Raw genomic sequence first — 13,973 nt, forward strand, 5'->3', positions numbered from 1 at the left:
ACGACCATGAAACGCACAGCAGTTGCCCTGTCCGCTGCGGCACTTCTCCTCCCCCTGTCCGCCTGCGGTGGCAGCGCCGAGGCGGGCAGCGGCTCCACGGTCACCGTGACCGTCGGCTACCAGTCCAAGACCATCAACACCGTCACCGCCGGGACCCTGCTCCGCTCCCTGGGCTACTTCGAGAAGCAGCTCGACTCCCTGCACGACGGCCACACCTACAAGGTCGACTGGCAGGACTACGCCACGGGCGCCCCGATCACCGCCCAGATGACCGCAGGGAAGATCGACATCGGCTCGATGGGCGACTTCCCGCTGCTGCTGAACGCGGCCCGCGGCAAGCAACTCGGCCGTCCCACCCAGCTGGTGTCCGTGACCGGCTACAACCTGCGCGGCGGCCTCAACACCGTGGTCACCGCCCCGGACTCCAAGCTCGCCTCCCTGAAGGACCTCAAGGGCAAGAAGGTCTCCACGAGCATCGGGTCCGCCGCCGACGGCACCCTCGTACGGGCCCTGCAACGCGCCGGCATCGACCCGAACACCGGTGTCTCGAAGCTCAACCAGCAGCCCGCCGTGGGCGCTTCGGCCCTCTCCGCGGGCAGCGTCGACGCACTGTCGCAGTTCGTGGCCTGGCCGGGCCTGCTCGCCTACCAGGGCAAGGCGAAGGCCCTGTACGACGGCGCCCAGCTGGACCTGCCCACCTTCCACGGCGTCACCGCCCGCCAGGACTTCGCCAAACAGCACCCGGCCGTCCTGGAAGCCTTCCTGAAGGCCCAGGCGCAGGCCACGGACTACCTCGACGACCATCCGGTGACCGCCGCGGAGAAGGTCGCCGGGGCTACCGGCCTGCCCGCCGAGGTCGTCTACCTCTACAACGGCGCCCATGGCATCGCCACCTTCGACCCGGCCGTCAAACCCCAGCTCGTCGCCGCACTGAAGCAGGACGTCTCCGTCCTCAAGGCCGCCAAGCTCACCGGTGACATCGACGTGGACTCCTTCGTCGACGACCAGTACGTGAAGAAGGCTCTCGGCGCCTCCTACGCCAAGCGGCTCGCCACCACGCCCGCACCCGCCACGAGCGAGGTGTGGGCCAAGGGCAGCGAGAAGACCGTGTCCTTCACCTCCCCGAAGAAGCTGCTCGCCTATGTGGCCGGGCACCGGGACGGCATCCGCGCCGCGTATGTCCCCGACGCCACCACCGGCACCCTCTGGTTCGCCGACAAGGCGGTCTGGGTGACCGACGGCGACCAGCTGCTGCCCTTCGTGGCCCCGGCGACCGCGCAGGCGTACCTCACCGCTCACGGCGGCGCCCGTACCGTCTCGTACGCCGACGCGCTCGGACGCTCCTCATGACCCGGCGGCCGCTCGCCCGGTATGCGCTGCGCGCGGCATCCCTGGCCACCGCCCTCGGGCTCTGGCAGCTGCTGACCGGCCTGGACGTCGATCTGTGGCTGCGCTTCTCGCAGTTCCCGACGGTCACCGATGTGGCCCGGGCCTTCGCCGACCGGGTCTCCGGAGCCGACTACTGGACCGACCTCACCGACAGCCTCACCCGGATCCTTACCGGCTTCGCCCTGGCGGCCGTCCTCGGCGTGGCGACTGGCGTGCTCGTGGCCCGCTCCCGCCTCGCCGAGGACCTGCTCGGCCCGGTCCTCGAAGTCGTCCGCCCGATCCCGGCCATCGCCCTCGTCCCCGTGGCGATCCTCCTCTTCCCCTCGAACGAGCAGGGCATCGTCTTCATCACCTGCACCGCCGCCTTCTTCCCCGTGCTGGTCTCCACCCGGCACGCGGTCCAGGCGCTCACCCCCGTCTGGGAGGAGGCGGTGCGCACCCTCGGCGGCGGCCGGCTGCGGATCCTCTGCTCGGTCGTGCTGCCGGGCGCGCTGCCCGGCATCTTCGGCGGTCTGTCGGTCGGCATCGGCGTCTCGTGGATCTGTGTGATCTCCGCCGAGATGATCTCCGGCCAGTACGGCGTCGGATACCGCACCTGGCAGGACTACACGGTCGTGAACTACCCCGGTGTCTTCGTCGGCATGGTCACGATCGGCGTCCTCGGCTGGGTCACCTCCACGGCCGTGGAACTCCTCGGCCGGCGCCTGACGCGCTGGCTGCCCCGCACCTCCTACGTCCCCGGCGGCCGGCCCCGCACCCCGGTGCCCCCACGCGCCGTCCACGTCGCCGTGCACACCGGCGGCAAGTCCCAGAACGAACCCGAGGCCCAGCACCAGGGCCACGACGACACCGAGCAGGAGGCGCGCGATGAGCACCTCGTCTGAGACGGTCGGGGCCGTCGCCGCTCCGGCCGCTCCGGCCGCTCCGGCCGCTCCGGCCCGAGTGGCTGTACGTGGCACCCGGCTCGCCCTGCGGGCCGCCGTCCTCGGCCGGCCGGACGCACCGGTCCTGCACGACGTCGGCCTGGACGTCGCGCCGGGCGAGATCCTCACCGTCGTCGGCCCCTCGGGCTGTGGCAAGTCGACGCTGCTGCGCACGCTCGCCGGACTGCTGTCCCCGCTGGCCGGGGCAGTGGAGCAGGACGGCATCCCGCTGACCGGGCCGTCTGCGGACCGCGCACTGGTCTTCCAGGAGGACGCGCTACTGCCCTGGCGCACGCTGCGCGCCAATGTCGAACTGCCCCTCGCCGTCAAGGGAGTTCCGCGACCCGAGCGCCGCGCCCAGGCCGGGTCCTGGCTGGCCCGGGTCGGACTCGCCGAACAGGCCGGGCAGTTGCCGCACCGCGTGTCCGGCGGGCAGCGCCAGCGTGCCCAGCTGGCTCGTGCGCTGGCCGGCCGGCCCCGGGCCGTCCTCATGGACGAGCCCTTCGGCGCCCTCGACCCCCAGACCCGGTCCGGCATGCAGGACCTGCTGGTGGAGGTGTTGCGCGGCACGGGAGCGACCGTCGTCTTCGTCACCCACGACGTGGACGAGGCGCTCTTCCTCGGCGACCGCATCGCCCTCCTCGGCTCCGGTCGCGTGGCCGCCGTACGCGACGTACCGCGGCCGCGTGATCGCGGCGCCCTCGACGACCCGGACCGTGTGGCCCTGCGCCGCACCGTCCTCTCCTCGCTCGGCATCTGAAAGGCACCCCGGTGACCACCCCCGCGAACGCCCCCGCGCAGACCCCCCTGGAGATCCCCGCCGTCACCGACGCCGAGGAGCTGACCTGTGACGTCCTCGTCATCGGCGGCGGCACCGCCGGCACCATGGCCGCTCTGACCGCCGCCGAGCGCGGCGCGGACGTGCTGCTCCTGGAGAAGGCCCATGTCCGCCACTCCGGTGCGCTCGCCATGGGCATGGACGGCGTCAACAACGCGGTCATCCCGGGCCGCGCCGAGCCCGACGACTACGTCGCCGAGATCACCCGCGCCAACGACGGCATCGTCGACCAGTCCACCGTCCGCCAGACCGCCACCCGCGGCTTCGCGATGGTCCAGCGACTGGAGTCGTACGGGGTCAAGTTCGAGAAGGACGAGCATGGCGCGTACGCGGTCCGCCAGGTCCATCGCTCCGGCTCGTACGTACTGCCGATGCCGGAAGGCAAGGATGTCAAGAAGGTCCTGTACCGGCAGTTGCGGCGTCGTGAGATGCGGGAGCGGATACGCATCGAGAACCGGGTGATGCCGGTGCGCGTGCTGACGGCGCCGGACGACGGACGGGCCGTGGGAGTCGTCGGATTCCACACCCGCACCGGTGCCTTCGTCACCGTCCGCGCGGGCGCGGTGATCCTTGCCACCGGCGCCTGCGGCCGCCTCGGCCTGCCCGCCTCCGGCTACCTCTACGGCACCTACGAGAATCCCACCAACGCCGGCGACGGCTACGCCATGGCCTACCACGCGGGCGCCGAGCTGACCGGAATCGAGTGCTTCCAGATCAACCCGCTGATCAAGGACTACAACGGTCCGGCCTGTGCCTACGTCGCCAACCCCTTCGGCGGCTACCAGGTCAACCGGCACGGTGAGCGGTTCGTCGACTCCGACTACTGGTCCGGGCAGATGATGGCGGAGTTCGCGGCGGAGGTGGCGAGCGACCGCGGCCCGGTCTACCTGAAGCTGAGCCATCTTCCCGAGGAGTCGATCTCGGCCCTGGAGTCCATCCTGCACTCCACCGAGCGCCCCACCCGCGGCACCTTCCACACCGGGCGGGGGCACGACTACCGCACCCACGACGTCGAGATGCACATCTCCGAGATCGGCCTGTGCGGCGGCCACTCCGCCTCCGGCGTCCGCGTCGACGACCACGCCCGCACGACCGTCCCCCGTCTGTACGCCGCCGGCGACCTGGCCTGCGTCCCGCACAACTACATGATCGGCGCCTTCGTCTTCGGCGACCTCGCGGGTGCGGACGCCGCCCGGTACACGGCGTACGACGGAGAGCTTCCCGCGGACCAGGTGCGCGAGGCGCACGAGCTGATCTACCGCCCGCTGCGCAACCCGGACGGCGCGCCGCAGCCCCAGGTCGAGTACAAGCTGCGCCGCTTCGTGAACGACTACGTGGCACCGCCCAAGTCCGGTGCGCGGCTCTCCCTCGCTCTGGAAGCCTTCGAGCGGATGCGCGCCGACATCTCCGCGATGGGTGCCCGCACCCCGCACGAGCTGATGCGCTGCGCCGAGGTCACCTTCATCCGCGACTGCGCGGAGATGGCCGCCCGAGCCTCCCTCGCCCGTACCGAGTCCCGCTGGGGGCTCTATCACGACCGCATCGACCACCCCCGGCGCGACGACGCCTCCTGGTTCCACCATCTCGATCTGCACAAGTCCCCCTCTGGTGCGATGGAGTTCACGGCCCGTCCCGTGGCTCCCTATCTGGTTCCGGTCGACGGCTTCGCCCCGGCCGGCGGTCCCTCCCGGCAGCTGGGCGAGGTCCGTCCCGAGGACGTCGCCACGGCCGGTCCGCGCGACGTGGCACCGGTCGCCGCCGGTCCGACGTCCATCCGCGCCGCCGGTGCCCCGGACCCGAGCGGCGCCCGGGGCACCGCCTCGCCCCGGCTCCTGGAACTGCTGGAGCTGGCCGAGGGGGAGCCCGAACTCGCCTCTCTGGAGCCCTACTTGACCGACCCCGATCCAGGGGTCCGCCGTACGGCCGTCTCGGTCCTCACCGAGACCGTGCCGCCCGGCACCGGGCAGGCCCTGGCCGGTGCCCTCGCCGACCCCGACATCGAGGTCCGCGCGGCCGCGGCGGCGTCGCTGCGCGAACTCGTCGAGACCCTGCCGCCCGAACCCGCCCTGGGCGGCGCTCTCACCGACGCGCTCGCCGTGCCCGATCCCGTGGTCCGCGCCGCCGCCCTCGATGTCCTGCGCGCCCTGCGGCTGGGCGAAGCCGCCGTGTTCGCCGACGCGTTGGGCGACCCCGAGATCTCCGTCCGCATCGAGGCCGTACGCGCCCTCGTCTCGGTCGACGCGGCCGAGCCGCTCGCGGCCGCCGCGGACGATCCCTCCCGGGAGGTCCGCGTCACCGTGGCCAAGGCGCTGGCCGCCGTCAGCCAGGCTCCGGTGGACCCGCGGGCCCAGGAGCTGCTCACCGGCACCCTGGACCGGCTCACCGAGGACACCGACCCGCTGGTGCGCGGTGCCGCACTGGGTGCGCTGGCCACGGCCGGCTGCCCGGCACCGCTCGCAGCCCGTGCGGTGGCCGCCCTGTCGGACCCTGCCTGGCAGGTCCGCTCCGGCGCCGCCACCGCACTGTCGGTCGCGCCCGCCGGGGCGGCTGTCCCCGCCCTCGCCAAGGCCCTCGCCGACCCGAACGCCGATGTGCGCAAGGCGGCGGTTCTGGCCCTGACCCGGCACAACGCCGGCGAGGAGGCCCGCGCGGCCCTGGCCACGGCCACGACCGACTCGGACGCGGACGTCAGGGCCTACGCGGCACGGGGGTTGTGAGGATCCCCCGCATCGCCTCGGGCGCGGCACTCGAGACGACGACGGGACTCCGATGTCTCCGGCGCGCTATATCCAGTCGTCCGGCTCCGGCTCGTCCGCCGGCTCCGGCCAGTCGTCCTCCACGGACTCACCGGGTGCGGGCGAAGCACCGCCCGTCGGCGGGGCAGCGGCAGCCGGGCCCGGCCCGTCCAGGGAGTTCAGCACCTCGAGCACGCCTTCCCCGTACGTCGCCAGCTTCTTCTCGCCGACGCCGCTGACCGTGCCCAGCTCCCGCACGGAGCCGGGGCGGCTGGTGACGATCTCCCGCAGGGTGGCGTCGTGGAAGATGACGTACGCCGGGACGCCCTGCTCCCGGGCCTGTTCGGCGCGCCAGGCGCGCAGCGCCTCGAAGGCGGGAAGCAGCGCGTCGGGCAGCTCGGCCGCGGCGGCCTTGGCCTTGCGGTCGCCCCGGCCGGAGGAGCCGCCGGAACCCGACCGGGACGTGGCCGGCTTCTTCGGCTCCTTGCGCATCGGTACCTCCCGGTCCCGCCGCAGCACCGAACCGCTCGCCTCGGTGAGCACCAGCGTGCCGTACTCGCCCTCGACCGCGAGCAGCCCCTGGGCCAGCAGCTGACGGATGACGCCCCGCCACTCGGCCTCGGCCAGGTCCTCACCGATACCGAAGACGGACAGCTGGTCGTGGTCGAACTGGATCACCTTGGCGGTGCGCTTGCCGAGCAGGATGTCGACGATCTGCACGGCGCCGAACTTCTGCCCGCGCTCCCGCTGCAGCCGCACCACCGTCGACAGGACCTTCTGTGCGGCGATCGTGCCGTCCCAGGTCTCCGGCGGGGTGAGGCAGGTGTCGCAGTTGCCGCACCCGGTGGCGGAGGGCTCCTGGCCGAAGTAGGCCAGGAGCTGGCCGCGCCGGCACTGGGCGGTCTCGCACAGGGCGAGCATGGCGTCGAGGTGGGAGGCGGCCCGGCGGCGGAACGCCTCGTCGCCCTCGCCGGACTGGATCAGCTTGCGCTGCTGGATGACGTCGTTGAGGCCGTAGGCCATCCAGGCGGTGGAGGGCAGTCCGTCGCGGCCCGCGCGACCCGTCTCCTGGTAGTAGCCCTCGATCGACTTGGGCAGGTCCAGATGGGCGACGAATCGCACGTCCGGCTTGTCGATGCCCATGCCGAAGGCGATGGTGGCGACCACGACCAGGCCGTCCTCGCGCAGGAACCGGGACTGGTGGGCCGCGCGTGTGCCCCCGTCCAGGCCCGCGTGGTAGGGCACCGCCTCGATGCCGTTGCTGCTCAGGAACTCGGCCGTCCGCTCCACCGAGTTGCGGGAGAGGCAGTACACGATGCCGGCATCGCCCGCGTGCTCCTCCCGCAGGAAGGCGAGCAGCTGCTTCTTGGGGTCGGCCTTGGGCACGATCCGGTACTGGATGTTGGGCCGGTCGAAGCTGGCGACGAAGTGGCGGGCCGTCGGCAGGTTCAGGCGCTGGGTGATCTCCTTATGGGTGGCGTCCGTGGCCGTGGCCGTGAGGGCGATCCGCGGGACGTCCGGCCAGCGCTCGCCGAGCAGGGAGAGGGCCAGGTAGTCGGGGCGGAAGTCGTGGCCCCACTGGGACACACAGTGCGCCTCGTCGATCGCGAAGACGGAGATCTTGCCGCGCGAGAGCAGATCGAGCGTGGCCTCGACCCGCAGCCGCTCCGGGGCCAGGTACAGCAGGTCCAGTTCGCCCGCGAGGAACTCGGCCTCGACCATCCGCCGCTCGTCGAAGTCCTGCGTGGAGTTGATGAAGCCGGCCCGCACACCGAGGGCGCGCAGCGCGTCCACCTGGTCCTGCATCAGCGCGATCAGGGGTGAGATCACCACGCCCGCGCCGGGTCTGACCAGGGCCGGGATCTGGTAGCACAGCGACTTGCCGCCGCCGGTCGGCATGAGGACGAGGGCGTCCCCGCCCGCCACCACATGCTCGATGATCGCTTCCTGCTCACCGCGGAAGGCCTCGTACCCGAAGACCCGGTGCAGTGTGACGAGCGCCTCGCTCGCGGCCTCGCCCGGCCCCTCGGTCATCTGTGCCATCTCGCTGATCCCGCCCGTCGCGCCCATCGTCCTGTCCCCCGCCGGTCCCCCGTGTGTCGTCTCTCGACCGCTGCCTCCACCATAGGGGCCCGAACCGACAGCCTCGGAGTTATCCACAGGCCGGCCGAGGAACCCCGCGTCAAGGACACGAATGTCGTTCACACGTTCGCGGAGACTCGCCCTTTTCCGGCCGATAGTCTGAATGCACCGGCGAGACTCCGTCCCATGGGAGCACTGATGAGCGTCGCACCGAAGGCGTCCGCGTCGAGCTGGCCGATGCCGCCGGAGGGCGGCTGGACCGCAGACGACCTGGACCGGCTTCCGAATCTTCCTCCGCACACGGAATTGATCGACGGGAGCCTGGTCTTCGTGAGTCCGCAGACTCTGTTTCATGCCCGCGCTGTCGACTTCTTCAATTGGTAGCTGCGGTCGCTGGCACCCGAGGAATTCGAGGTCATCCGCGAGTTCACAATCGACATCGACCGCCAGAACCGGCCCGAGCCGGATGTCGTCGTCGTGCGGGCGGACGTGGTGGAAGACCCGTACCAGACCCGCTTCCCTGCGGAGTCCGTCGTCCTGGCCATCGACGTCGTCTCCGAGGACTCGGTCTCCCGTGACCGCGAGACCAAGCCGCTGAAGTACGCGCGCGCGAAGATCCCCCACTACTGGCGGGTCGAGAACGAGGAGGGCCGGGCCGCGGTTCACGTCTTCGAGCTGGAGCCGACGACCGGCACCTACACCGGTACCGGTATCTTCCGCGAGCGGATGAAGCTGGACGTGCCGTTCCCGCTGGACCTCGACCTCACACAGATCAAGGTACGCCGCGACAGGAGTCAGTGATGCCGGAAACATGCAGTTGCCCGGCACCCTTCTGAACGAGGGGGCCGGGCAACGTCATGTACGCGGCGAGCGTCAGCGCACGAACACTCCCGCCTGGCTCGCCAGGTTCAGGAAGTACTGCGGTGCCACACCGAGCACCACGGTGACCGCCACTCCCATGCCGATCGCCGCCATGGTCAGCGGCGACGGCACGGCCACGGTCGGGCCCTCGGGCTTCGGCTCGCTGAAGAACATCAGCACGATCACGCGGATGTAGAAGAACGCGGCGATCGCCGAGGAGATCACACCGACCACGACCAGCGGGGCCGCGCCACCGTCCGCCGCCGCCTTGAACACGGCGAACTTCCCGGCGAAGCCGGAGGTCAGCGGGATACCGGCGAAGGCCAGCAGGAACACCGCGAACACGGCCGCCACCAGTGGCGAACGGCGACCGAGCCCGGCCCACTTGGACAGGTGGGTCGCCTCGCCGCCCGCGTCGCGCACCAGCGTGACCACCGCGAAGGCGCCGATCGTCACGAACGAGTACCCGGCCAGGTAGAACAGGACGGACGACACGCCGTCCTTCGAGGTCGCGATGACACCCGCGAGGATGAATCCGGCGTGTGCGATGGACGAGTAGGCCAGCAGCCGCTTGATGTCGGTCTGCGTGATCGCGACGATCGCGCCGCCCAGCATGGTGATGATCGCCACCGCCCACATGACCGGCCGCCAGTCCCAGCGCATGCCGGGCAGGACGACGTACAGCAGGCGCAGCAGCGCGCCGAACGCCGCCACCTTCGTCGCCGCCGCCATGAAGCCGGTCACCGGTGTCGGCGCGCCCTGGTAGACGTCGGGCGTCCACATGTGGAACGGCACCGCGCCCACCTTGAACAGCAGGCCCATGACGACCAGCCCGGTGCCGATCAGCAGCAGCGCGTCGTTGCCCATGGTGTCGGCGAGCGCCGGGTCGACGTTGGCGACCGTGCCGTCGACGACCTGCGCGATGCGCGCGTACGACACCGAGCCCGCGTAGCCGTACAGCAGGGCGATGCCGAACAGCGTGAACGCCGAGGCGAACGCGCCGAGCAGGAAGTACTTGACCGCGGCCTCCTGCGACATCAGCCGCTTGCGGCGGGCCAGCGCGCACAGCAGGTACAGCGGCAGGGAGAGGACCTCCAGGGCCACGAACAGCGTCAGCAGGTCGTTGGCCGAGGGGAACACCAGCATGCCGGCGATCGCGAAGAGCAGCAGCGGGAAGACCTCGGTGGTGGTGAACCCGGCCTTCACGGCGGCCTTCTCGCCGTCACTGCCCGGCACGGAGGCGGCCTGCGCGGCGAAGGAGTCGACCCGGTTGCCGTGCGCCTCCGGGTCCAGGCGCCGCTCGGCGAAGGTGAACAGGCCGACCAGGCCGGCGAGCAGGATCGTGCCCTGCAGGAACAGGGAGGGCCCGTCGACCGCGATCGCGCCCATGGCCGCGATGTGCGCCTTCGTGGTGCCGTACCCGTCGGCCGCCAGCGCGACGACCGCGGCGAACGCGGCACAGAGCGCGACGACCGACACGAACACCTGCGCGTAGTAGCGGGACCTGCGCGGGACGAACGCCTCGACCAGCACTCCGACCAGCGCCGCACCGACGACGATCAAGGTCGGCGACAATTGTCCGTATTCGATCTTCGGTGCCGGGATCTTCGAGATCGGATCGGCCGCGGTTGTCCACAGGCTGTGGACAGCTGTTGCGCTCACTTGGCCGCCTCCACCGAGGGCTTGGGGTCGGTCTTGTGTACGTCGGACATGGTCTGCTTGACCGCCGGGTTGACGATGTCCGTGACGGGCTTCGGGTAGACGCCCAGGAAGATCAGCAGCACGACCAGCGGGGCGACGACCACCAGCTCGCGCGCGCGGAGGTCGGGCATCGCCGAGACCTCGGGCTTCACCGGGCCCGTCATCGTCCGCTGGTACAGCACCAGGGTGTAGAGCGCGGCGAGGACGATGCCGAAGGTGGCGATGATGCCGATCACCGGATATCGCGTGAACGTGCCGACCAGGACCAGGAACTCACTCACGAACGGGGCGAGCCCCGGCAGCGACAGGGTGGCGAGGCTGCCGATCAGGAAGGTGCCGGCGAGCACCGGGGCGACCTTCTGCACACCGCCGTAGTCGGCGATGAGGCGCGAGCCGCGCCGGGAGATCAGGAATCCGGCGACCAGCATCAGCGCGGCCGTGGAGATGCCGTGGTTGACCATGTAGAGCGTGGCACCGGACTGCCCCTGGCTGGTCATCGCGAAGATGCCCATGATGATGAAGCCGAAGTGCGAGATCGACGCGTAGGCCACCAGTCGCTTGATGTCCCGCTGGCCCACGGCGAGCAGTGCGCCGTAGACGATGCTGATGAGCGCCAGTACGAGGATGACGGGCGTCGCCCACTTGCTGGCCTCCGGGAACAGCTGGAGGCAGAAGCGGAGCATCGCGAAGGTGCCCACCTTGTCGACGACCGCGGTGATGAGGACGGCGACCGGGGCGGTGGACTCCTGCATGGCGTTGGGCAGCCAGGTGTGCAGCGGCCACAGGGGCGCCTTCACCGCGAAGGCGAAGAAGAAGCCGAGGAAGAGCCAGCGTTCGGTGTTGGTCGCCATGTGCAGTGAGCCGTCGGCGCGGGCCTGCGCGATCTCCGTGAGCGAGAAGTTCCCCGCGACCACGTAGAGGCCGATCACCGCGGCCAGCATGATCAGGCCGCCGGCCAGGTTGTAGAGCAGGAACTTCACCGCCGCGTACGACCGCTGTGTGGAGGCCGCCTCCTCGCCGTGCTCGTGGGCACGGTCCCCGAAGCCTCCGATGAGGAAGTACATCGGGATGAGCATGGCTTCGAAGAAGATGTAGAAGAGAAAGACGTCGGTGGCCTCGAAGGAGATGATCACCATCGCCTCGACGGCCAGGATCAGCGCGAAGAAGCCCTGGGTGGGCCGCCAGCGGCGGCTGCCGGTCTCCAGCGGGTCGGCGTCGTGCCAGCCGGCGAGGATCACGAACGGGATCAGCAGGGCGGTCAGCGCGACGAGCGCCACGGCGATGCCGTCGACGCCCAGCTCGTAGCGGACCCCGAAGTCCTTGATCCAGGCGTGGGATTCGGTGAGCTGGTAGCGGGAGCCGTCCGGGTCGAAGCGGACCAGGACGGTGGCCGCCAGGCCGAGCGTGGCGAGCGAGACGATCAGCGCCAGCCACTTCGCGGCCGTGCGCCGCGCTGCCGGTACGGCGGCTGTGACGACCGCTCCGACGGCCGGGAGTGCCGCCGTCGCTGTCAGCAGGGGAAAGGACATCGGTATCAGACCGCCCTCATCAGCAGGGTCGCGGCGACCAGGAGAGCCGCACCGCCGAACATCGAGACCGCGTAGGAGCGGGCGAAGCCGTTCTGGATCCGGCGCAGCCGCCCGGACAGGCCGCCGAAGCCGGCCGCCGTGCCGTTCACGACGCCGTCGACCAGGGTGTGGTCGACGTACACCAGGGAGCGCGTGAGGTGCTCTCCGCCGCGCACCAGGACGACGTGGTTGAAGTCGTCCTGGAGCAGGTCGCGCCGGGCGGCCCGGGTGAGCAGCGACCCGCGCGGGGCGAGGACCGGGACGGGCTTGCGGCCGTACTGGGCCCAGGCGACGGCCACACCGACGACCAGGCACACCATGGTCGCGCCGGTGACCGTCGCCGCGCTGAGCGGCGAGTCGCCCTCGCTGTGGCCGGTGACCGGCTCCAGCCAGTTCAGGAAGCGGTCGCCGAAGCTGAACAGGCCGCCGGCGAAGACCGACCCGAACGCGAGCACGATCATCGGGATCGTCATGACCTTGGGCGACTCGTGCGGGTGCGGCTCGCTGCCGTTCTCGTCCGGCTGCCAGCGCTTCTCACCGAAGAAGGTCATCAGCATCACGCGCGTCATGTAGAAGGCGGTGATGGCCGCGCCCAGCAGGGCCGCGCCGCCGAGGATCCAGCCCTCGGTGCCGCCCTTGGCGAAGGCCGCCTCGATGATCTTGTCCTTGGAGAAGAAGCCGGACAGGCCCGGGAAGCCGATGATGGCGAGGTAGCCGAGGCCGAAGGTGACGAAGGTGACCGGCATGTACTTGCGCAGGCCGCCGTACTTGCGCATGTCGACCTCGTCGTTCATGCCGTGCATGACCGAGCCGGCGCCGAGGAACAGCCCGGCCTTGAAGAAGCCGTGCGTGACCAGGTGCATGATCGCGAAGACGTAGCCGATGGGGCCAAGGCCCGCGGCCAGCACCATGTAGCCGATCTGCGACATGGTCGAGCCGGCCAGTGCCTTCTTGATGTCGTCCTTCGCGCAACCGACGATCGCACCGAAGAGGAGCGTGACCGCACCGACCACGGTGACCACGAGCTGCGCGTCGGGTGCCGCGTTGAAGATCGCGGAGGAGCGGACGATCAGGTAGACGCCCGCGGTCACCATCGTCGCGGCGTGGATGAGGGCCGAGACCGGGGTCGGGCCCTCCATCGCGTCCCCGAGCCAGGACTGCAGCGGCACCTGGGCCGACTTGCCGCAGGCGGCGAGCAGAAGCATCAGGGCGATGGCGGTGAGCTTGCCCTCGGAGGCGTCGCCGACGTGGCTGAACACCGGACCGAAGGCGAAGGTCCCGAACGTCGTGAACATCAGCATGATCGCGATGGACAGGCCCATGTCGCCGACCCGGTTGACCAGGAAGGCCTTCTTCGCCGCCGTGGCCGCGCTGGGCTTGTGCTGCCAGAAGCCGATCAGCAGGTAGGAGGCAAGACCGACGCCCTCCCAGCCGACGTACAGCAGCAGGTAGTTGTCGGCGAGGACGAGGAGCAGCATCGCCGCGAGGAACAGGTTCAGGTAGCCGAAGAAGCGGCGGCGCCGCTCGTCGTGCTCCATGTACCCGACCGAGTACAGGTGGATCAGCGAGCCGACGCCGGTGATCAGCAGGACGAACGTCATCGACAGCTGGTCGAGGCGGAAGGTGACGTCCGCCTGGAAGCTCTCGACCGGAATCCAGGTGTACAGGTGCTGGATCAGGGTGCGGTGCTCGGCGTCCTTGCCCAGCAGATCGGCGAAGAGGATCACGCCGAACACGAAAGAGGTCGTCGACAGGAGCGTGCCGATCCAGTGGCCGACGGCGTCCAGGCGCCGGCCACCGACCAGCAGGACGGCCGCTCCGAGCAGGGGCGCCGCGATCAGCAGCGCAATCAGGTTCTCTGCGTTCATACGGTCCA

At 70.6% G+C, this 13,973-nt stretch carries 8 protein-coding genes and 1 pseudogene; 5 read left to right on the forward strand and 4 right to left on the reverse strand.

The annotated features are described in order from the left end of the window. The first annotated feature begins 6 nt into the window (after positions 1-6). The 4 genes from ACIRU3_RS02305 to ACIRU3_RS02320 are packed head-to-tail and all read left to right on the forward strand — an operon-like array spanning position 7 to position 5,867. Positions 7-1,350, forward strand: coding sequence for an ABC transporter substrate-binding protein (locus tag ACIRU3_RS02305; RefSeq protein ID WP_404050116.1), 1,344 nt, complete (start codon positions 7-9; stop codon positions 1,348-1,350). Beyond that, the gene (locus ACIRU3_RS02310; RefSeq protein WP_404050119.1) at positions 1,347-2,273 is read left to right on the forward strand and encodes an ABC transporter permease; all 927 of its coding nucleotides are present in this window, start codon (positions 1,347-1,349) and stop codon (positions 2,271-2,273) included. Before ACIRU3_RS02305 ends, ACIRU3_RS02310 begins: the two co-directional genes overlap by 4 nt. Continuing rightward, positions 2,257-3,072, forward strand: a complete 816-nt coding sequence (locus ACIRU3_RS02315) for an ABC transporter ATP-binding protein (RefSeq protein ID WP_404050121.1) — start codon at positions 2,257-2,259, stop codon at positions 3,070-3,072. The genes ACIRU3_RS02310 and ACIRU3_RS02315 overlap by 17 nt, the downstream gene beginning before the upstream one ends. Before the next feature lie 11 nt (positions 3,073-3,083). Then, on the forward strand, positions 3,084-5,867 hold the full coding sequence (locus tag ACIRU3_RS02320; RefSeq protein ID WP_404050123.1) for a fumarate reductase/succinate dehydrogenase flavoprotein subunit: 2,784 nt from the start codon (positions 3,084-3,086) through the stop codon (positions 5,865-5,867). A 66-nt stretch (positions 5,868-5,933) separates the two neighbouring features. Here the strand turns inward: ACIRU3_RS02320 and recQ are convergent, their stop codons facing one another. Next, positions 5,934-7,955 (reverse strand): DNA helicase RecQ, encoded by a 2,022-nt coding sequence (recQ, locus tag ACIRU3_RS02325; RefSeq protein ID WP_404050125.1) that lies wholly within the window; start codon positions 7,953-7,955, stop codon positions 5,934-5,936. A gap of 210 nt (positions 7,956-8,165) precedes the next feature. Between recQ and ACIRU3_RS02330 the strand changes: the two are divergent. Next, positions 8,166-8,768, forward strand: a pseudogene (locus ACIRU3_RS02330) (Uma2 family endonuclease). 72 nt (positions 8,769-8,840) lie between these two features. Here the strand turns inward: ACIRU3_RS02330 and nuoN are convergent. The 3 genes from nuoN to nuoL are packed head-to-tail and all read right to left on the reverse strand — an operon-like array spanning position 8,841 to position 13,965. Next, positions 8,841-10,490: an NADH-quinone oxidoreductase subunit NuoN gene (nuoN, locus tag ACIRU3_RS02335; protein WP_404050127.1), complete on the reverse strand. Its 1,650-nt coding sequence runs from the start codon at positions 10,488-10,490 to the stop codon at positions 8,841-8,843. Next, positions 10,487-12,058 carry an NADH-quinone oxidoreductase subunit M gene (locus ACIRU3_RS02340; protein ID WP_404050130.1) on the reverse strand — a complete coding sequence of 524 codons (1,572 nt, stop codon included), beginning with the start codon at positions 12,056-12,058 and terminating at the stop codon, positions 10,487-10,489. The genes nuoN and ACIRU3_RS02340 overlap by 4 nt, the downstream gene beginning before the upstream one ends. 5 nt (positions 12,059-12,063) lie before the next feature. Then, the gene (gene nuoL / locus ACIRU3_RS02345; protein WP_404050132.1) at positions 12,064-13,965 is read right to left on the reverse strand and encodes an NADH-quinone oxidoreductase subunit L; all 1,902 of its coding nucleotides are present in this window, start codon (positions 13,963-13,965) and stop codon (positions 12,064-12,066) included. Positions 13,966-13,973 lie beyond the last annotated feature (8 nt).

Source organism: Streptomyces sp. NPDC101151, from assembly GCF_044768335.1.
Taxonomy (GTDB): Bacteria; Actinomycetota; Actinomycetes; order Streptomycetales; family Streptomycetaceae; genus Streptomyces.

What these genes read in the sequence shown, in the direction of transcription:
- ACIRU3_RS02305 (WP_404050116.1), top strand. Translation starts at nt 7, where the DNA reads ATGAAACGCACAGCAGTTGCCCTGTCCGCTGCGGCACTTCTCCTCCCC.
- ACIRU3_RS02310 (WP_404050119.1), top strand. Translation starts at nt 1,347, where the DNA reads ATGACCCGGCGGCCGCTCGCCCGGTATGCGCTGCGCGCGGCATCCCTG.
- ACIRU3_RS02315 (WP_404050121.1), top strand. Translation starts at nt 2,257, where the DNA reads ATGAGCACCTCGTCTGAGACGGTCGGGGCCGTCGCCGCTCCGGCCGCT.
- recQ (WP_404050125.1), bottom strand. Translation starts at nt 7,955, where the DNA reads ATGGGCGCGACGGGCGGGATCAGCGAGATGGCACAGATGACCGAGGGG.
- ACIRU3_RS02340 (WP_404050130.1), bottom strand. Translation starts at nt 12,058, where the DNA reads ATGTCCTTTCCCCTGCTGACAGCGACGGCGGCACTCCCGGCCGTCGGA.
- nuoL (WP_404050132.1), bottom strand. Translation starts at nt 13,965, where the DNA reads ATGAACGCAGAGAACCTGATTGCGCTGCTGATCGCGGCGCCCCTGCTC.